This window comes from Paenarthrobacter sp. YJN-D (assembly GCF_015040335.1).
Taxonomy (GTDB): domain Bacteria; phylum Actinomycetota; class Actinomycetes; order Actinomycetales; family Micrococcaceae; genus Arthrobacter; species Arthrobacter nicotinovorans.
On the sequence record NZ_CP053549.1, the window covers coordinates 1,688,149 to 1,706,822 of the forward strand.

Here is an 18,674-nt window from a genome sequence, read left to right on the forward strand (position 1 = left end):
GTTTCCTTGATGATGGGCCGGAGGGGCCGGGAGGGACGGAACTTCGCCGTCCCTCCCGAAAGGGATCAATCGGTGATTTGTGGAACCTCAACCCAGGACTCTTTGGCCGCGGATTCGACGATCGCGTCATCGATGAGGGCGACTTGGTAGCCGTCGGCGAAGTTGGGGCTAACGCTTCCGCCTTCGGCGATGGCTTTGAAGAAGTCATGGGCCTCGATGATCTTGGTCTCTCCATAGCCGATGCCCAGGGCCGGAATGGGCCACAGCCCCTCACCGTAGGGGTGGGCCGGGCCTGTGTAGATGGTCCGGAACCCGCGACGGTCTGCTTGGTCTGAAGCGAAGCAAACCTGGAGCTCGTCGCGCCGCTCGTAGTTGAAGACGATGCTGCCTTCGGTTCCATGGATTTCGAAGGTGATGTAGTTGTTCCTGCCGTGCGCGTTGCGTGTGGCTTCGACCGATCCAACCGCTCCATTTGCGAAACGGATCATGGTCATCACTTCGTCGTCGACGTCAACCGGGCCCTTCGGGCCCTCTCCGCCGCGCACGGTGCCGAGGGCATCGGCCCCGCCGGATTGGAGTGGCCGCTCGGGGATCCACGTCGACAGGACTGCGTTGACGGCCCTGAACTCTCCCACGAGGTACCGCGCCATGTCTATGACGTGGGTCGCGATATCGCCAAGCGCGCCGGAACCTGCGATGGACTTCTGGAACCGCCATGACAGCGGCGAGTTCGGGTCGGCGCTCCAGTCCTGGAGATAGGTTCCGCGGAAGCTGAGGATCTGGCCAATGGCACCTTCTTCGATGTACTTCTTTGCCAGTGCAACGGCTGGGGTGCGCCGGTAGTTGAAGGCGACCATGTGGACGATGTCCTTGTCCTTGACGGCGTCATACATGGCCTTGGACTCTTCGCCGGTGCGTGCGAGGGGCTTCTCGCAAATGATGTGCTTGCCCGCCTCGGCGGCGGCGATGGCGATTTCGGCGTGAAGGTGGTTCGGCGTCGCGATGTCGACGACGTGAATGTCGGGATCGTCGATGATGGACCGCCAGTCCGAGGTCGAGTTCTCGAAACCGAAGCGCCTGGCGGCTTCTGCGGCCAGCTCGGGGTTCGCCTCGGCGATGACTTTGCGGACCGGCAATGCCGGGGCAGGCCAGAAGAACATGGGCATGGCGGCATAGGCCAAGGAGTGGGCCTTGCCCATGAAGCCTCCACCAATGAGGCCAACGTTGAGGTTTTGCATGTGGATCAGGTCCTTCCGTAAGGATTGCTTAGAGGAGTGTCTCGAGGTATTTCTTGCTGATTTTTGCTGCTTCGGCGGGGTCGCCGTCGTAGTTGTCGAGTTCGACCATGAGCCAGCTGTCGTAGGCGCTCTCCCGGATCGCAGCGATGATGTCCGGGAAATCGAGCTCACCTTCGCCCAGGGGGAGGAAGTTGAACGGGTCTTGTTGGAAGTCCTTGAGGTGGACATGCTGGATTCTGTCGGAGTACTTGCGGATAACCGCGGCCGGGTCCGCCCCGCCTGCCGCAAGGTGCGCCGTGTCCGGGCAGAACCCGATCCTGGTCAGCGGCATGAGCTTTTCCAGCTCGTCCGGGCTCTCCACGATGGTGCTGAGGTGCGGGTGGTAGCTCGCGGACAGGCCGAAGCTCTCCGCGATGTCCGCTACGCGGTCCAGCGCCTGGCCCAGCAGGTAATAGTCCTGTTCGGTGGTTCCAGCAGCCCGGCGCGCGCCGCCGCCAACCACCAGCCGTTCAGCTCCGAAGTTCGCAGCCAGTTCTGCGGCCTTGTGGATTCGGTGCATCTCGTCGGGAAGGATGTCGGCGTAGATGAAGTTGGCCCCCGTGTAGACACTCGTCAGCACGACTCCGTTGCTGCTGAGGATCTCTTTGAGTTCCTCCGGCTTGTCGACATATTCGACCAGGTTTCCGTCGAACATCTCCACGCCCTCATAGCCGACGGCGGCGATGTCACGCACGGCGTCGCGCATGGATCCGTGGGTCATGTAGAAAAGGTCCTTGACGCTGGTCACGCCTTGCGGGTGTCCGACGACCCCGCCCCAGGTGATGGAACAGTAACCGAGTTTCATTGCATTTGCCTTTCAACTGCCGGAGAAGAGCTGGGAAAATCGAAGAGGTTGCCGGTGGGAACGTCCACCCATGACTGTCGTGCCGCGGAGGTAACCACTGCGTCCGTGAGGAGTGCTGCCCGGAGGCCATCCCGGAAGGTGGGCAGGCCCTCGGGTTCGTGTCCTTGGACAGCTGCGTAGGTGTCAGCGACGAAAGCGTTGAAGCTGTCCTGGTATCCCTGCGGGTGACCCGCAGGGAGCTTGGCGTAGCGCCCGCCGCCCGGGGTGGAAAGGGTCTCCGGCCCCACAGGAATGTGCGAAGTGGAATCCACGCGTCCGATGTGCAGGGTGTCTGGTGTTTCCTGGTTGAAGCTGAACGATGCCGCAGTTCCATCGAAAGAGAACCAGAGGCGGTTTTTTCTTCCTGGACTAACTTGGCTCACCACCAACGAACCGGCGGCCCCCTTGTCGGTTTCGAAGAGCAGTGTTGCCCCGTCCTCAGTTGATACCGGGGACAACTGGCCAAGGCTTTCGCGTTGTTCATGGGCCCGGCTGGTACTGGCGATGATCCTGGAGATGCGGTGTCCCGTGGTGAACTCCATCAGGTCGCACCAGTGCACTCCGATGTCACCGAAGGCCCTGGACGCTCCTCCGAGCTTGGAGTCGACCCGCCAGTTTGTTGCCGCTGCACCTGCCAGCCAGTCCTGCAGATAGGATCCGTGCAGCAGCCAGAGGCGGCCTGCCTCCCCGTTGTGGATGCGCTCGCGGGCCTCCCGGACTGCCGGATAGAACCTGTAGACGAAGGGCACGGCGGTGACCACATTTGCCTGTTCTGCAAGGTCCGTCAATTCCTTGGCGTCCTCGATGGTGGTGGCCAGGGGTTTCTCGCAGATGACGGCCTTGCCGGCGGCGATGGCCAAACGTGCAAGGTCCGCATGGGTGGCGTTTGGGGTGCAGATGTGGACGACGTCCACGTCATCGCGGGCAATCAGGGCTTCGGGGGAGCCGGCCGCGGCCTGTGCACCCAATCGGGCCACAGCGGCCTCGGCACTGGCCAAACTACTCCCGGCTACTGCACTGACCGTGCTTCCTGCGGCCAGGACGGCATGGGAGTGGACTGTGCCCATGAATCCTGTGCCGATAATCCCGGCACGTGGTGTGGAGGCCATGGACTGTCACTTCTTCCGGGCGAGGGCGACTGCAAGGATGATGATGGCTCCGCGCACTACTTGCTGCTGGCTGCTGTCGAGGCCTGCAAGGATCAGTCCGTTGTTGATCAGGCCGATCAACAGGGCGCCGAAAAGGGTTCCGATGATGGAGCCGAATCCGCCGAAGAGGCTGGTCCCGCCGAGGATGACCGCAGCGATGGCTGAGAGTTCGTCACCGGCGCCCCACTGGAACCGTCCGGACTGGAGGCGGCCGGCGTAGAGCATTCCGGCAACACTGGCAACCATGCCGGAGATCAGCAGCACCTGGAACTTGATGCGCTTTGTATTGATGCCAGTGAATTCGGAGGCGTTGCGGTTGCCACCCGTTGCCAGGACCTGCCGGCCGAATTTGGTCCGGTTAAGCACGACGGCGCCGATGGCTACGAAGATGCCGCTCCACACCACAAGGCCCGGAATGGGTCCGAAGTTCCCGGATCCGAACACCGCGTTGAAGGTGTCGTCCAGGATGGGCTGGGGCGCTGAGGCGGTGATCCACTGCGCGACGCCCACGGCAATGCCGAGCATGCCGAGTGTCACGAGGAAGGAAGGGATGCCCAGGAGGCTGACCAGTGCGCCGTTGACCGATCCGACCACGAGGCCCACGGCCAGTCCGGCAAGTATGCCAGGGACCAGGCCCCATTGGGACAGGGCCATAGCGGTGCAGACGCTGGAGAGGCCGGCGACGGATCCCACGCTCAGGTCGATCTCGGCGCAGGCGATGACGTACGTCATGCCCACTGCGATGACGGTGATGGTGGCCGTCTGCCGGAAGATGTTCAGCAGGTTGTTCGGTGACATGAATCCCTGGTCGCGCAGCAGGACCGCGAAGATCAGGAAGACGACGACGAAGCCGATGTAAATGACGTAGCGCCGCCAGTCGAGGTCCTTCAGGATGGTGCCGACGTTGCGGGGTGCCCCGGTGTCCCGTGGCGCGATGGTGTTTGTCTTGCTCACTGTTCAGACTCCCTGGACTGCAAGTTGTAGATATTCCTCGTCAGCAATGTCGCTGCGGGGGATGTCGCGGATGATGGAGCCGTCCTTGAGGACGAGGACGCGGTCGCTGACCGCGAGTAGTTCGGGATACTCGGAGGAGATGACGATGATGGCTTTGCCATCGCTTGCCAGTTCGCGGATCATGTCCAGGATTTCGCTCTTGGTGCCAATGTCGACGCCGGCCGTCGGCTCATCGAGGATCAGGATGTCGGGATCGGTGCCCAGCCACTTGGCGATGACCACCTTTTGTTGGTTGCCGCCCGAGAGCAGCCGCACGGGCCGGTGGGGGTGGGCGACCTTGACTGCGAACCTCTTGATCAACGACGCGGACAACTCGTTGCCCTTGGCGCCATCAAGAAGGGGGCCACGCTGAATGTGCTTCAGGAGCGGCAGCAGCAGGTTGTCCTGGACGGAGTGTTCCAGGACGAGGCCTTGTGCCCTGCGATCCTCCGGGACAAGGGCGATACCGGCGTTGATGGCCTGCTGCGGAGATGCCAGGGTAACTTTCCTGCCCCGGATGAGGACCTGCCCGCTGTCCAGTTTGTCGATGCCGAAAAGTGCCCGCGCGAGTTCTGTCCGCCCGCTGCCCATGAGCCCGGCCAGGCCGAGGATTTCGCCGGGCCGCAGTGCGAAAGAAACGTCCCGGACCCGTAGGCCCGCGTTCAGCCCGCGCACTTCCAACAGTGGCTCGACGTCGGTGCCCACATCGTTCCGCGCCCGATAGGAAAGTTGGCCCTCGACCTTCTTGCCCACGATTCCTTCGACGATTTGTTCGGGAGTGACCTCCGTCAGTGGCTCGGTGAAGAGGTGCCTTCCATCGCGCAGGATGGTGATCCGGTCCGCCAACCTGTACACCTCATCCATGCGGTGGGAGATGTAGATGATGGAGATTCCGCGCTGCTTGAGGCGGTCGATCAATTCGAAGAGCGCCTCGGACTCGTGCCGGGCCAAACTTGCCGTGGGCTCATCCATGATCAGCACTTGTGCGTTCTGTGCGAGGGCTTTGGCGATCTCGGTCAGCTGCCAATAGGCGGTGCCAAGCCGCGAGACCTGGGCGCCGGCGTCGACGTCGACCTCCATCTCGGCGAAGACTTCCTTGGCCCGTCGCACCGCGGCGCGGTCATCGATGAGGCCGCCCCGGCCGAGCGGCTCTGCGCCAAGGAAGATGTTCTGGGCAACGGTAAGGCTGGGTACGAGGGTGAATTCCTGGAAAACCATCCCGATTCCGGCGGACTTCGCATCCTGGATCGAGTTGATGGCGGCCGGTTTGCCGCCAATGAGGATTTCTCCGGCATCCGTCTGGTAGACGCCCTGGAGGATCTTCATGAGGGTGGACTTGCCGGCCCCGTTGCCCCCGGCCAGTGCGTGGACCTCGCCCTTGCGGACATCGAAGCCGACATCCTTCAGAACGGACACGCCGTTGAAGGCCTTGGATATCGAGCGCATCTCGACGACATTGTCTGCGGTGTTCATTTCCCGCCCTTTCGGCGCGGTGCGGGGGCCTGGGCCCCCGCACCGTAGGATCTGGCTACTTCTTGTAGGAGTCCTGGATGTCCTTGGGAGCGTCCTCGTGGTAGACCTGCTTCCAGGCTTCAAGGACGTTCGAGTGGTCAACAGGGAGGGCGCTCAGGGCCACGTACGGAGGTGCTTGCTTGCCGAGAAGTGCTCCTGCCGCGAGCCGGGCTTCGGTGACACCCTGGTCGAACGGAACCTGGGCGCCGAGGCCGACGACGAGTTCGTCCTTGGCCAGGGCGATGGCCACGTTCTTGCCGAGGTCTTCCGTGGCGATTTTCAGGTCCTGCCGGCCGGCCGCGCGGGCCGCCGCCATGACGCCTTCAGCCGGGACGTCCCACACGGCCCAGATGCCGGCCAGGTCAGGGTACTTGCTGATCATCGCGTTGGCAGCAGCCTGTGCGTCTCCAGCGAAGTCCGGGCCCGCGATGCCCTTTTCTTCGACGATCTGGATGTCGGGGTATTCCTTGGCGATAGTCTCCTTGAACCCTTCGTGTCGCTGCTTGGTCACGAAGAAGTCGGCTTGGTGAAACACGAGGCCGATCTTTCCCTTGCCGCCCAGGGCTTTGGCCATCTGGTGAGCGGAGACGACGCCGTTGCCGTAGTTGTCAGCCGAAACAACTGAAACGTAGTCCGTGCCGGGAGTCAGACCCTGGGGGACGTTGTCCATGAAGACGAGCTTTGTGCCGGCAGCCGCAGCCTTTTTGTACGCGGAGGCCGTGGCCACCGGGTCCGTGGGGATGGAGACGATGACATCCGGGTCCTGCGTCATGACGGTCTCGATATCCGAAACCTGCTTGTCCGGCTTGAAATTCGCGTCCGTCGTCGCGATGACCTTGATGCCGAGCTTTTCGAATTCACTCTTGAGGCCGTTGACCTGGGCCGTTGCCCAGTCGTTGCCGCCGTAGTGCATCACGATTGCTGCCTTGGCGTTGAGTGCCTTGATCTTCTCGATCTCCTCCGGCGTCAGATCTGACACGGATGCCGGGGAGGGGGATTCGCCGTTGGGGCCCTTGCTCAGGACCTGGCCCTTGATCTTGTCGAGGGCCTGCTGGGCCTTTTCGGACACGCCGGCGTCGGGTGCGTTCGACGTGCTCGCCGCCGAGCTGCTGCACGAGGCTACGGAAAGTGACAGGACAGCGGCCAAAGCCACGAGGGGAAGCCTGCGGATCATCATTGTTCTCCAGTGCTTATGAGGGGATGTGGTGGTGGAGGGCGGGAACGAGCGCGCCTGCAACCGGTGTTAGGGCGGACGGACCCTTCTCGGCGGAACCGTCGATGGTGGACGCCGAAGAGTCTGCGGGGGCGGTCCGCTTCATCCTTGGTGAACCCGGACCGTAATCGCTAACGGGAGTTCCGTGAACGTTTACGGAACCGATCGTAAACGTTTACGGTAGAGAGTGTCAAACATCACGCCCCGCCCATTTCGAAGTAACCGGATGGGACGGGCGCACGTAGTATTGGTACGCATCGGCCCGGTTGGACGGTGTGGGGACAGGAGAGAGCGTGTCAGGCATAACGGTTCCACGTGGAGCGAACGGGCAAACAGGAGCCACGTTGCGGCGGAAGCCGACCATCAACGATGTGGCGGAGATTGCGGGCGTGTCCGTTGGTACTGTCTCCCGCGTCCTGAACGACGCCCCGGACGTGAGTGCGGCCACCCGGGAACGCGTCCTGCAGGCCATAAAGGACATCGGCTACCGCAGGAACCGGGCAGCCACTGCCCTTGTCACCAACCGGTCAACATCCATCGGGCTGCTCTCTGATGGTTCCCCGCGGTTCGGTCCGGTAGGGACACTCATGGCCCTGGAAACCGTTGCACGGAAGAAGGGGTATGCCACAACAGTCATCAGCGTGGATAAACCCTACGACGAGTCCGTGCAGGCGGCCTTGGACACTCTGGACGACACCGGCGTTGGGGGCATCATCGTCGTCGCACCCTTGGTCGACATGGCGTCGGCTGTCTGGAATGCCTCCTGCCGGGTACCGGTGGAGATGATCGCGGCAGGAGCGTCATCAACTCCGAATGTCTTCACCTACTCGGAAAACCAGGAACTCGGGGCCCGGCTCGCCACCCAGCACCTCATCGACCTCGGCCACACCGACATCGCGCACTTGGCAGGCTCCATGGACTGGTTTGACGGGCGCGTGCGTAAGCGCGGCTGGGAGGCAGCCCTGGGTGACGCCGGACTTCCGCCGGGGCTGTGCGTGGAGGGCGATTGGAGTCCCCGATGGGCCTATGAAACCGGCCTCCGCCTTGTCCGGGAGGGAAAGGTTCCCCAGGCCATTTTTGCAGCCAGCGACCATACGGCACTCGGACTCATACGGGCCTTGACCGAAAATGGAATCCGTGTCCCGGAGGACGTCAGTGTGGTGGGCTTCGACGACATCGAAGGTTCAGACTTTTTCCTGCCCCCGCTGACCACTGTGCGCCAGGACTTCACAGCCCTGGCGCACATGAGCATGGAGGTCCTCCTGGGCGCCATGGAGGGGCGGGAGGTTGACCGCACCCCGATTTCGCCCACCCTTGTTGTGCGCGAAAGTTCCACGCGGGCAACACGCAATTCAGGAAGAGATACCTAGCCTTCAGGGTCCTGCGGACAGGTCAGCTTGAGCGGACCTTCCGTAGGGACCTGAACACGACGACGGCGCCTGCAACGAGCAGCAGCCAGCGGACGATCCGGCCTTCGCTTCCCGGGGCCATTTCTCAGGCTGGCGCTCGGGGAAGTCCCAGTGCGCGCCAGTCTCGATGCCTGGCTGTTCGCGGGGGTAGGAGGGGCGGTCGGCGGGGTCGAGATCGGCACCCCACCCCGGGATCCGGGCCCGCAAGGTGTGCTCCCTTCAGGACTGGCAACCCACGAAAATCTTCACCCCACCCTCACATTCCGTTCATGACGGCCGGAAAGGGTGGATGCCATGACCGACTTTTCACGACGCACCCTCGTCAAGTCCTCCCTCGCCGGCCTTACGCTGGCCGGCCTCACCGTAGGGGCCGCCGGCCCGGCCGGCGCAGCACCTGCAGCCATCCCGCTGGTCCGCAAGCGACTCACGCTCCCCACGGGCATTGCGACCGGGGACGTCACCACGGATTCGGCCGTCCTGTGGTCGCGCGCCTCAGGACCCGGACGTCTCACCGCCACCCTCAACGCCATCGACGACGCCGGGGAGCTCCTGCGTGGACGCTACGGGTTCAGCCGAACCATTCGTGGACCCCTGGCCACGGAAGCCAGTGACTTCACCGCGAAAATCCACGCCAAGGGACTGCCTGCGGGCACCAGGTTCAGGCTGGAGCTGAACTTTGAGAATGAGAACGGCATGGGCGAAGCCGGGCAAGGCACTTTCAGCACGGCGCCCGGAAACAAGGAACCCAACGACGGCGACCCGTCGGGAGGCCGCGGAGGCGGCAGGCCGGCGTCGTCCTCCCAGTCCTTCGTCTGGACCGGCGATACCGCCGGCCAAGGCTGGGGCATCAACGAGGAGATCGGCGGCATGCGCGGTTACAAGGCCATGCATGACGTGCGGCCGGACTTCTTCATCCATTCGGGAGATACCATCTACGCCGACGGCCCCATCGCGGAATCAGTAATTGAGAAGGACGGCCAGGTCTGGCGCAACATCGTCACCGAGGAAGTCTCCAAAGTAGCCGAAACCCTCAAGGAATTCCGGGGCCGGCACCGCTACAACTCCCTCGACGCCAACATGCGTTCCTTGTTCGCCGACGTGCCGGTCATCGCGCAGTGGGACGACCACGAAACGCACAACAACTGGTACCCGGGCCAGGTCCTGGACGACGCGCGCTATACCGAACGCAACGCCAACGTCCTCGCCGCGCGCGGGCGGCAGGCGTGGCAGGAGAACATGCCGATCGCGGACTCGGCGGCGCTGTGGCGCCCCGGAACCTACGACGCCGGCCAGTACCAGCCCGCACGCATCTACCGCAAGATTCCACGCGGCCCGCAACTGGACATCTTCTGCCTGGACATGCGGACGTACAAGTCGCCGAACACCGACGGCAAGGAGCCCTACACCACCAACATCCTGGGCCAGGAGCAGGTGGACTGGCTGATCAAGGAAGTCCGGCAGTCCAAGGCCACCTGGAAGGTCATCGCCGCGGACCTGCCCTTGGGCATCGTGGTGCCTGACGGTCCCGTGAACCAGGAGAGCCTGTCCAACCGGGACAATGGTGCGCCGCTGGGCCGGGAACTGGAGATCGCCGGGGTTTTGAGCGCCTTCAAGAAGTATGGCGTGAAGAACACGGTGTGGCTCACCGCCGACGTCCACTACTGCGCCGCCCATCACTATTCTCCGGAGCGGGCATCCTTCAAGGACTTCCAGCCATTCTGGGAGTTCGTTGCGGGGCCCATCAACGCCGGCTCCTTCGGCCCGAACGACATGGACGGGACCTTCGGGCCGGACGTCGTGTTTTCCAAGGCGGGCCGGTTCCCGGGTGAGTCCCCGCGCAACGGGGAGAACCAGTTCTTCGGGCATGTGGAACTCGGTTCGGATGATTCGTTCACCGTGAGTCTGCGCAACGCCAATGGAGCTGCGGTGTTCTCGAAGGTGCTCAGCCCCGAACGCTGACCGTCGCCGCGCTCCGCCGCTCCGGGAGTCCGTGGTCAAATTGACCCGTACCCATGAACCGGAGCGGACGGAGCGCGCATGGTGCTGTTTGACCCCTTGGAACGGCAGATCGTTGCCGCCTTGCAGTTGGACCCCCGCTGCCCGTGGCGCAAGATGGCCGCGGTGCTCGGGGAGGCCGAGCGGACAGTGGCGCGCCGTGGATCGCAGCTGCTGGAATCCGGTGCGGTGGCCGTTGTCGGGATTCGCCCCAGGCCCGCTGTAGTGCTGGTGCAGATGCGATGCATGCCTGGAACGGTCCGTGCCGCCGCTCAGGCCTTGTCGCAGCGCAATGACACTACGTTCGTCTACACCACCACGGGAACCGGCGACTGTGTGGCCGAGATCCTCACCGAACCGTCCCGTATGGGCACCGTCCTGTCCGATGAGTTGCCGTCCACTATTGGTTTACGCGATTCCACCAGCTATCCCGTCCTTCGGTACTTCCGCACTATCCGAGGTTGGCGGCCTGAGATCCTCACCGCTGACCGGGTAGAGGCATTCCGTTCAGCCCTGACCCCTGATTCGGGCGTCCTGGTTCCGCGGCAGGAGCTCAGCCGCCAGGACAACGAGCTCATCGATGCGCTGTGCGCCGACGGCCGGATGAGTTTCGAAGCGCTGGGGCGCCGGGTTGGTGTTTCCGAGGCTACGGCGCGTCGGCGCAGCGAATGGCTGCTGACCAACAACCAGGTCCACTTGCGGGCGATCGTTGAGCCTGCCGCTATCGGTCTTGGTGTCGAGGCCCTGCTGTGGATCCGGGCGTCGCCGCACCAGGTCGAGCCGGTGGGCAAGAGCCTCGCGGAGCTCCCCACTGTCCGCTATGCTGCGGCAATTGCCGGCGACTATCAGATCATGGCCGACGTCACTGTGGAGGACATGTCGTCCCTCTATCGCTTCATCACCGATTCGGAATGGGCCCGGAACGCCGCTGGCGTGGACGTTTCCATCCTGCTCGATGCCCGCAAGCGCGGTGGTCGGCTCATGCGCTCACCGTCGTAAGCCGTGCCGGTTCTGCTGTGACAACAGGGGCGACGGCGGCGTACCCCGTCTGCTGCTCGAAGGCGCGCCCATAGCGGAGAAGCTGCATATCGGTGTAGTGGTTGGAAGCGAGTTGAAGCCCGATGGGCAGCCCGGCGGAGCTGAAGCCGGCGGGGACGCTGAGGACGGGGAGCCCCGTAGCGGACAACAGGCACGCCGAGCGCATCCAGTCCAGGTAGGTTTCGGAGGCAACGCCCGCGACGTCGTCGGGATAACGAAGCGTAGCGTCGAAGGGAAGGACCTGGGCGCAGGGGCTTGCGAAGAGATCGAAGCGGCCGAAGAACTCCTGCACGCTGCGTTCCAGGCGAGTCCTGGCAGCCGTGGTTTCGATGAGGTCCCGGGCAGTCAGCGCGAACCCCTTGTTCACGTTCCAATGCACTTCCGGCTTGATGACGTCACCGGAACGCTCCAGGATCGGGCCCAGTCCTGCGGCGAAGTCCATGGCCCGGGTGTTCCCGAAAACGAGGTCAGCCTCGCTGAAGTCCGGCGTTGCTTCCTCCACGATCGCACCCAGGTCTGCGAACACCGACAACTGCCGTTCCAGGTGCTCCAGGATCTCCGGTTCCACCGGCACGCCGATCCCGAAATCCCGGGACCAGCCGATCCGCACACCCCGCATGTCCGTCTCCAAGCTGGAGCGGAAAACCTTGGGATCCAGCCCTTCGGGGTGCGGTACCCGGGGATCACTGCCTGCGGTCACGGACATGAACAACGCAATGTCCTCCACGCTGCGGGCCATAGGCCCAGTCCTTCCCAGCCACGCATAGGCGTTGACGTCGGACGGCATGGGGATCACCGCCGTCGACGGCCGGAAGCCCACCACGTTGCAGAACGAAGCCGGGATCCGGAGCGAACCGCCCATGTCGCTGCCGTCGCCGATCGCCTGGATCCGGGAAGCGACGACGGCGGCCACCCCGCCACTGCTGCCCCCGGCGCTCAGGGCGGGCGCGTACGGGTTGGTGGTGGTTCCGAAGAGGTCGTTGAACGTGTGTGATCCGGCTCCGAACTCGGGAACGTTGGACTTGCCGGTGCTGACGACGCCCGCCGACTTGAGCCGCGCAATGATGAGGTCGTCGGCGTCGGGCACGAAGTCGCGCAACGCCAGGGAGCCTTGGGTGGTGCGCATGCCCGCAGTGTTGTTCGTGTCCTTATGGGTCATGGGCAGGCCATGCAGGGGAGGCAGTTCGGCCCCGGACGCCGTCAGCTGATCGGCATTGAGCGCCAGGGCACGTGCGCCTTCGGCATCCAACGTCACCACGGCGTTGATCACCGGGTTCACATCCGAAATCCGCTGGAGATGATCGTCCAGGGCTTCGCGCGCCGAGATTTCCTTGCTGCGGATCGCCGCGGTGAGTTCGACGGCGGACAGCTCGCCAATGGTGCTGGACATGGTGCTCCTTTGCTGGATATTCGCTTGCTGAAAGTGTGCCGAGTCACATCGCACCCCGGAAGGGCGCCCCACCCAAGCGGCATCGTTTGACTGTTTCGGCCAGATATTTGGCGGATTCCGTCAGCTATTGTGTGTGATCCGGCTCATAGCAGAAGGTGTTGCTAACCCACTGGCCGATCCGGTCGATGGGCATGGACCCGCCCCAAGCTGTAGCCCGCGCCGCACAACGTCGTCCGGTTGGGAACTGCAGGAGGGGCTTTCACGCGGAGGTTTCCATGTTCCAACCCCAGGCATTTCAGCCCCTGACAGCGCAGCCGTTGGCTGCCGGCAGCTCCAGCGACATCCTGGCCATAGCCAACAACCCGGTTCTCTGGATCTGCGTTGCAGGCGTGTTCGGCGTCATCATCATCCAGTCCGTCATCTTCATGAAGGCGGCCCGACGTGCTGCCCCCTCCGTGGAGATGAGCAGCCAAGACATCCGGACGTCGTTCCGGTCCGGGGCGGTTTCGGCGATCGGCCCTTCTCTCGCCGTCTCCCTCGTAGCCATCGCCCTCCTTGGTCTGTTCGGCGCACCGGCGGTCCTCTCCAGGATCGGCCTCATCGGCTCCGCAGCTTACGACGTCTCGGCCGCGGGCATCGCTGCCGGGTCCATGGGGGCCAAACTCGGCGATGCCAGCTACACCCAAAGCGTCTTCGCGGTGGCCTTCTTCGCCATGAGCATCGGCGGAGCCATGTGGATGCTGGCCACCCTCATCCTCACTCCAATCCTCCGTAAGGGTGACGCCAAGATCCGTTCGGTGAATCCGGCCGCCATGGCGATTGTCCCGGCAGCAGCATTGATCGGTGCGTTCTCCTGCCTTGGCCTCACGGAACTTCCCAAGTCCGGCATCCACGTCCTCTCCTTCGTCGTCTCTGCCGCCGTCATGGGGCTCTGCTTGCTGCTGGCCAAACGGCTCGGCAAGAGCTGGTTGCGCGAATGGGGCCTGGGCTTCTCAATCGTCATTGGCCTTGGTGCCGCTTTCCTGGCCGCCGCGCCCGGACTGGCCGCCTGAGAGTCCGTCAGGGACACGAAAGGAACAACATCATGACCTCCACCCTCACCACCTCAGCCACCACGAATGCCATGGTGGACTTCAACCGGACCACGTCCCGCTGGGGGCAGATCACCATGATCGCCGGACTCCTCATCTCAGTGGCCGGTCCCTTGTACCTGGTCTTCGCCGGCGGCTTGGACATCGCACCGGCCCAACTCTGGATCGCCTTTGCCGCGGTCGCCGCAACATTCGGCATCATCTGGATCGTCGAGCCGCTGACCTACTTCCCGATCCTCGGCCCTGCAGCTATGTACCAAGCATTCATGATCGGCAATATTTCCAACAAGCTCCTGCCCGCGGCGTTGATTGCCCAAACCAACATCGGCGCAAAGCCGGGAAGCAAGCGGGCCGAGCTGGCCGCCGTTGTTGCCATCTGCGGAGCCGCAGTGGTGCACCTGGTCTCGCTCACCATCTTCGTCGGCCTCCTGGGCAGCTGGCTCATCAGCGTCATTCCGCCGTCGGTGCTGACCGTTACCCGGCTGTACGTCCTGCCCACCGTCCTCGGCGCGGTGCTGGTCCAGGCCATCGTCTCCATGAAGCAGCCCCGCACCACCGTGTTCGCACTGGTGGTGTCCGCCGTCGTCGTCTTCGTGGTGCTGCCCCTGGTGCCGTCGCTTGCCATGGTGTCCACCGCGATCGCCGTGCTGGGGACCATCCTGCTGGCGTGGTTCTTCCGCGGAAAGCAGGTTGCAGCCGCCACACCGGTCCACATCGAGTAGTAGCCGCCGCCCCCCACACCGTCAGAACGCAGCAGAAAGAAGAAGACCATGACCCAAACCGCCACTGTCCTCCAGCTCGATACCGAACAGACCACGGCGCTCCACGAGCTGTACCGCAGGCTCCACGCACACCCCGAACTCTCCATGCAGGAGCACGCCACGGCTGCCCTTATCGAGGAACAGCTGGACCGGCTCGGTGCGGACCACTTCCGCTGCGGCCGGACAGGAGTGGTCGGCATCCTGCGCAACGGTGAGGGGCCCGTCGTCGCGTTCCGCGCGGACACGGATGGGCTGCCCATCGAAGAGGCCACAGGCCTGGACTACGCCAGCACGGACACGGGGATGCTGGACGGTTCCGAGGTTCCGGTGATGCACGGCTGCGGCCACGACACCCACGTGGCCAGCCTGTTGGGAGCTGCGGAAATCCTCGCCGGAAACCAGGACGCCTGGTCAGGGACGCTGGTGCTGATTTTCCAGCCCGGTGAAGAAACGGCCGCCGGGGCGCTGGCCATGCTGGAGGACGGGCTCTGGGACAGGGCTCCCCGCCCGGAGGTCGTGTTCGGGCAGCACGTCATGCCACGGCCCGTGGGCACAGTATCGATTTCCAGCGGTCCGGTGGCAGCAATGGCCGATTCCCTCCGCGTGACGGTCCACGGACAGCAGTCGCACGGCTCGCAGCCCCAGGACTCCATCGATCCCATCGTCATGGCAGCCCACATGGTTACCCGGCTGCAGACCATCGTGTCCCGCGAGCTGGATCCCCGGAAGTCCGCCGTCGTAACGGTTGGAACCTTCCACGCCGGCCTGAAGGAGAACATCATCCCGGCTTCCGCGGAGTTTACCCTCAACATCCGCACCTTCGACGAAGAGGTCCGAGGCCAGGTCCTGACCGCCGTCCGACGCATCATTGAGGCCGAGGCAGCTGCCTCCGGAGCACCGGGCCCGAAGATCGAAGAGCTGTACCGCTTCCCGCAGTGCTACAACGACCCCGACGCCGTTCCTGCTGTTTTGGAGGCACTGCGAGATGCGTTGGGGGCTGAGTCTGTCGAGGTGACCCCGCCCATGATGGGCAGCGAAGACTTTGGACACCTGGGTACGGCCATTGGCGTCCCTTCCGTGTTCTGGATGTTCGGCGGTACGCCGGGTGCTGTGTTCGACGGTCCGGGACCTGTCCCGGTCAACCATTCGCCCTTCTTCGCCCCCGAGCTGGAAGGTTCCCTGGCCGGGGGAATCTCTGCCGCCGTCGCCGTCCTCCTGTCCCGCCTGGGCAACTGAGCTGCAAGGAGCGTCCCCATGACTTCAGCATTGACCGAACCGGCACCTGCGCTTCAGGACACCGGCGGCCCGCTTTCCGGCAGGCTCGTGGTGGACCTCAGCCGGGCGCTCGCAGGCCCGCATGCGGCCATGATGATGGGCGACCTCGGTGCACGGGTCATCAAGATCGAGAATCCTGGCACGGGGGATGACACCCGCGGGTGGGGTCCGCCTTTCGTCGGCCCCGAGGACGATCCACAGGCCACCTACTTCCTCTCCTGCAACCGCAACAAGGAGTCCCTGGCCCTGGACCTCAAGAGCGACGACGGCCGGACAATCCTGCGCCAACTACTGGAACGTGCGGACGTGGTGGTGGAGAACTTCCGGCCGGGCGTGCTTGAGCGGCTTGGTTTCAGCACCGACGCCATGCACGCCATCAACCCGCGCCTGGTGATCCTGTCCATCACCGGATTTGGCCACGATGGTCCCGAATCACAGCGCAGCGGTTACGACCAGATCCTCCAGGGTGAGGCCGGGCTCATGTCGCTGACGGGCTCGGGACCCGATGATCCACAACGCGTGGGGGTGCCCATCGCGGACCTGCTCTCCGGCATGTACGGGGCATACGGGGTGGTCGCGGCATTGCTGGAACGCGAACAAACCGGCCGTGGACAGGTGGTGCGGACGTCGCTACTGGCATCACTGGTGGGGGTCCATGCTTTCCAAGGGACCAAGGTGACGGTTGCGGGGGAGTCGCCTGAAGCCCAGGGCAACCACCACCCCTCCATCGCGCCGTATGGGCTCTTCCGTTGCCGGAACGGGAGTGTGCAGATCAGTGTCGGCAGCCAGAAGCTGTGGGCTGCGTTCACCTCCGCCTTTGGCCTTGATCCCACGGCCGACGGCGTTGCCACCAACGCTGATCGGGTGCGGAACCGCATGCACGTGATCGACGTAGTCGAAACAGCGTTTGCCGACTACGACGCCGAACCGTTGCTGGCGAAACTTGCCGGCGCGGGAATTCCCGCCGGGAAGGTGCGGTCCTTGAAAGAGGTCTATGAGTGGCCGCAACTGGCTTCGCAAGGCCTGCTGATCGACGTTGACCACCCGGTGCTCGGAGCTGTCACGCTGCCCGGACCGCCGCTGCGTTTCTTCGACAACGTCTCCGGGGCGGAAGCCACCCGGCGAGCCCATTGTGCGCCTCCGGTGCTCAACCAGCACAACGAGGAGATCCGGGGCTGGCTCGCGAGGGAGGACATTGATGACTGAAACGGCTACGCGACGGCGCCTCGGCGCGCGCGAACTGCTGGATTACATGCTCGACGCCGGGAGCTACCTTTCGTGGGACGCCCCGGTTCGCGGGGTGGCAGGCGACGGGACCCGAAACACCGGGTATGCGGCCGACCTGGCAGCGGCCCGGGGCAAGTCCGGCAGCGACGAATCCGTTCTCACCGGGGAGGGCCGGATACGGAACCATCGGGTCGCCGTCGTGGTTTCCGACTTCGCTTTCCTGGCCGGGTCCATCGGGCGCGATGCCGCCCAAAGGTTGGTGTCCGCCGTCGAACGCGCCACCAAACAGGGCTTGCCTCTCATCGCCATGCCGGCATCCGGGGGGACGCGCATGCAGGAGGGAACCCCTGCGTTCCTGGGAATGGTGGAAATCGTGGCGGCCGTGCAGGCACATCGAACCGCGGGCCTGCCGTACTTGGTGTACCTCCGGCATCCGACCACAGGGGGAGTCATGGCATCGTGGGGTTCGCTCGGGCACGTGACTGCTGCCGAGCCGGGTGCTCTCCTGGGTTTCCTGGGCCCGCGCGTCTATGAGGCACTGCATGGAGAGGCTTTCCCCTCAGGTGTCCAAACGGCGGAGAACCTCTTCGACCACGGATTGGTGGACGCCGTGGTTCCGCCTGAAGGGTTGGGGGACTACTTTGGGCGGGTGCTGGATCTGCTTGAGCCCGGGCACGTGGTGGGCGGCGGTGCGCTGCCGTCCACCAGGTCCGCCACGGCCGGGGCAGCCGGGCAGACTGCTTGGGAGTCCGTCCTCCGTTCCCGGGATCCCCTGCGGCCATCCACTGCTGAACTCCTGCGGCATGCCGCGGGCAGCGTTGTGTTGCTGCGTGGGGCGGGTGATGGCACCAAAGACCACGGCATGCTGGTGGCCCTTGCCCGATTCGGCGCCACCTCGTGCGTGCTGGTGGGGCATCAACGGAACAACGCGATGGGACCGGCCTCGCTGCGGGATGCACGGAGCGGGATGCGTCTGGCAAAGGAACTGCGGCTGCCGCTGGTCACCGTTATCGACACACCGGGGGCCTCCCTCTCCCGGGAGGCCGAAGAAGGCGGGCTCGCCGCCGAGATCGCCCGCTCGTTGTACGACCTCCTCGGAGTGGGAACAGCTACGTTATCAGTCCTGCTGGGTCAAGGAACCGGGGGAGGGGCGCTGGCCTTGCTCCCGGCAGACCGTACGATCGCAGCCCAGCATGCGTGGTTGGCACCCCTGCCCCCGGAAGGGGCGTCAGCGATCGTGCACAGGACCACGTCCCAGGCTCCCGCGCTCGCCGAGAGCCAAGGCATCACTGCCTCTGTGCTTGCAGGCCGGGGAATAGTGGACGTGGTGGTGGAGGAAGTCCCGGATGCGGCGGCCGCCCCGGTGGAGTTCTGCCACCGGATGGGTGAGGTGATCGCCGTCGAGCTTCAAGGCCTGGCGCGGCGGGGTGCGCCCGGTTTGCAGGCACGGCGGTCCAAGTATCGGGCGCTGATCGGCTAGGTTGCGAGCGTCTTCCGGCGG

General features: G+C 64.4%; 15 protein-coding genes. 8 read left to right on the plus strand and 7 right to left on the minus strand.

Annotated elements, in window-relative coordinates:
- Window positions 1-65: 65 nt before the first annotated feature.
- From HMI60_RS08020 to HMI60_RS08045, 6 genes are read right to left on the minus strand one after another with little or no spacing between them, the layout of a single operon-like run.
- Window positions 66-1,238 (minus strand): Gfo/Idh/MocA family protein, encoded by a 1,173-nt coding sequence (locus tag HMI60_RS08020; RefSeq protein ID WP_039239753.1) that lies wholly within the window; start codon window positions 1,236-1,238, stop codon window positions 66-68.
- Between the two features lie 28 nt (window positions 1,239-1,266).
- On the minus strand, window positions 1,267-2,082 hold the full coding sequence (locus tag HMI60_RS08025) for a sugar phosphate isomerase/epimerase (RefSeq protein ID WP_079581517.1): 816 nt from the start codon (window positions 2,080-2,082) through the stop codon (window positions 1,267-1,269).
- A complete protein-coding gene (locus HMI60_RS08030) occupies window positions 2,079-3,230 on the minus strand; it encodes a Gfo/Idh/MocA family protein (RefSeq protein WP_193590913.1) in 1,152 nt (383 codons plus the stop codon). The genes HMI60_RS08025 and HMI60_RS08030 overlap by 4 nt, the downstream gene beginning before the upstream one ends.
- A gap of 6 nt (window positions 3,231-3,236) precedes the next feature.
- A complete protein-coding gene (locus tag HMI60_RS08035) occupies window positions 3,237-4,223 on the minus strand; it encodes an ABC transporter permease (RefSeq protein ID WP_079581516.1) in 987 nt (328 codons plus the stop codon).
- Window positions 4,224-4,226: 3 nt separating this feature from the next.
- Window positions 4,227-5,735, minus strand: a complete 1,509-nt coding sequence (locus HMI60_RS08040; RefSeq protein WP_193590914.1) for a sugar ABC transporter ATP-binding protein — start codon at window positions 5,733-5,735, stop codon at window positions 4,227-4,229.
- A 55-nt stretch (window positions 5,736-5,790) separates the two neighbouring features.
- Window positions 5,791-6,951, minus strand: coding sequence for a substrate-binding domain-containing protein (locus tag HMI60_RS08045; protein WP_018777917.1), 1,161 nt, complete (start codon window positions 6,949-6,951; stop codon window positions 5,791-5,793).
- A 329-nt stretch (window positions 6,952-7,280) separates the two neighbouring features.
- On the opposite strand from HMI60_RS08045, the gene HMI60_RS08050 reads away from it, so the two are divergent.
- The 3 genes from HMI60_RS08050 to HMI60_RS08060 all read left to right on the plus strand — a co-directional run bounded on the left by HMI60_RS08050 (window position 7,281) and on the right by HMI60_RS08060 (window position 11,390).
- Complete coding sequence (locus tag HMI60_RS08050) at window positions 7,281-8,357, plus strand: LacI family DNA-binding transcriptional regulator (protein ID WP_193590915.1); 1,077 nt, start codon at window positions 7,281-7,283, stop codon at window positions 8,355-8,357.
- Between the two features lie 333 nt (window positions 8,358-8,690).
- Window positions 8,691-10,355: an alkaline phosphatase gene (locus HMI60_RS08055; RefSeq protein WP_193590916.1), complete on the plus strand. Its 1,665-nt coding sequence runs from the start codon at window positions 8,691-8,693 to the stop codon at window positions 10,353-10,355.
- 78 nt (window positions 10,356-10,433) lie between these two features.
- The gene (locus tag HMI60_RS08060; protein ID WP_193590917.1) at window positions 10,434-11,390 is read left to right on the plus strand and encodes an Lrp/AsnC family transcriptional regulator; all 957 of its coding nucleotides are present in this window, start codon (window positions 10,434-10,436) and stop codon (window positions 11,388-11,390) included.
- Here the strand turns inward: HMI60_RS08060 and HMI60_RS08065 are convergent.
- On the minus strand, window positions 11,371-12,819 hold the full coding sequence (locus HMI60_RS08065; RefSeq protein WP_110505063.1) for an amidase family protein: 1,449 nt from the start codon (window positions 12,817-12,819) through the stop codon (window positions 11,371-11,373). The genes HMI60_RS08060 and HMI60_RS08065 overlap by 20 nt on opposite strands.
- A gap of 275 nt (window positions 12,820-13,094) precedes the next feature.
- Here HMI60_RS08065 and HMI60_RS08070 point away from each other — a divergent pair, with 275 nt between their 5' ends.
- Genes HMI60_RS08070 through HMI60_RS08090 form a run of 5 tightly spaced genes read left to right on the plus strand, consistent with a single transcriptional unit; the run spans window position 13,095 to window position 18,653 of the window.
- Window positions 13,095-13,871, plus strand: coding sequence for a DUF5058 family protein (locus HMI60_RS08070; RefSeq protein WP_018777912.1), 777 nt, complete (start codon window positions 13,095-13,097; stop codon window positions 13,869-13,871).
- A 32-nt stretch (window positions 13,872-13,903) separates the two neighbouring features.
- Entirely contained in the window at window positions 13,904-14,632 is a 729-nt protein-coding gene (locus tag HMI60_RS08075; protein ID WP_193590918.1) for a hypothetical protein, read from the plus strand.
- Between the two features lie 48 nt (window positions 14,633-14,680).
- On the plus strand, window positions 14,681-15,907 hold the full coding sequence (locus HMI60_RS08080) for an amidohydrolase (RefSeq protein ID WP_193590919.1): 1,227 nt from the start codon (window positions 14,681-14,683) through the stop codon (window positions 15,905-15,907).
- Window positions 15,908-15,925: 18 nt separating this feature from the next.
- Complete coding sequence (locus tag HMI60_RS08085; protein WP_193590920.1) at window positions 15,926-17,152, plus strand: CaiB/BaiF CoA-transferase family protein; 1,227 nt, start codon at window positions 15,926-15,928, stop codon at window positions 17,150-17,152.
- The gene (locus HMI60_RS08090; RefSeq protein WP_193590921.1) at window positions 17,145-18,653 is read left to right on the plus strand and encodes a carboxyl transferase domain-containing protein; all 1,509 of its coding nucleotides are present in this window, start codon (window positions 17,145-17,147) and stop codon (window positions 18,651-18,653) included. The genes HMI60_RS08085 and HMI60_RS08090 overlap by 8 nt, the downstream gene beginning before the upstream one ends.
- The last annotated feature ends 21 nt before the right edge of the window (window positions 18,654-18,674 follow it).

What these genes read in the sequence shown, in the direction of transcription:
- HMI60_RS08020 (WP_039239753.1), bottom strand. Translation starts at nt 1,238, where the DNA reads ATGCAAAACCTCAACGTTGGCCTCATTGGTGGAGGCTTCATGGGCAAG.
- HMI60_RS08025 (WP_079581517.1), bottom strand. Translation starts at nt 2,082, where the DNA reads ATGAAACTCGGTTACTGTTCCATCACCTGGGGCGGGGTCGTCGGACAC.
- HMI60_RS08030 (WP_193590913.1), bottom strand. Translation starts at nt 3,230, where the DNA reads ATGGCCTCCACACCACGTGCCGGGATTATCGGCACAGGATTCATGGGC.
- HMI60_RS08040 (WP_193590914.1), bottom strand. Translation starts at nt 5,735, where the DNA reads ATGAACACCGCAGACAATGTCGTCGAGATGCGCTCGATATCCAAGGCC.
- HMI60_RS08045 (WP_018777917.1), bottom strand. Translation starts at nt 6,951, where the DNA reads ATGATGATCCGCAGGCTTCCCCTCGTGGCTTTGGCCGCTGTCCTGTCA.
- HMI60_RS08055 (WP_193590916.1), top strand. Translation starts at nt 8,691, where the DNA reads ATGACCGACTTTTCACGACGCACCCTCGTCAAGTCCTCCCTCGCCGGC.
- HMI60_RS08060 (WP_193590917.1), top strand. Translation starts at nt 10,434, where the DNA reads ATGGTGCTGTTTGACCCCTTGGAACGGCAGATCGTTGCCGCCTTGCAG.
- HMI60_RS08065 (WP_110505063.1), bottom strand. Translation starts at nt 12,819, where the DNA reads ATGTCCAGCACCATTGGCGAGCTGTCCGCCGTCGAACTCACCGCGGCG.
- HMI60_RS08070 (WP_018777912.1), top strand. Translation starts at nt 13,095, where the DNA reads ATGTTCCAACCCCAGGCATTTCAGCCCCTGACAGCGCAGCCGTTGGCT.
- HMI60_RS08075 (WP_193590918.1), top strand. Translation starts at nt 13,904, where the DNA reads ATGACCTCCACCCTCACCACCTCAGCCACCACGAATGCCATGGTGGAC.
- HMI60_RS08080 (WP_193590919.1), top strand. Translation starts at nt 14,681, where the DNA reads ATGACCCAAACCGCCACTGTCCTCCAGCTCGATACCGAACAGACCACG.
- HMI60_RS08085 (WP_193590920.1), top strand. Translation starts at nt 15,926, where the DNA reads ATGACTTCAGCATTGACCGAACCGGCACCTGCGCTTCAGGACACCGGC.
- HMI60_RS08090 (WP_193590921.1), top strand. Translation starts at nt 17,145, where the DNA reads ATGACTGAAACGGCTACGCGACGGCGCCTCGGCGCGCGCGAACTGCTG.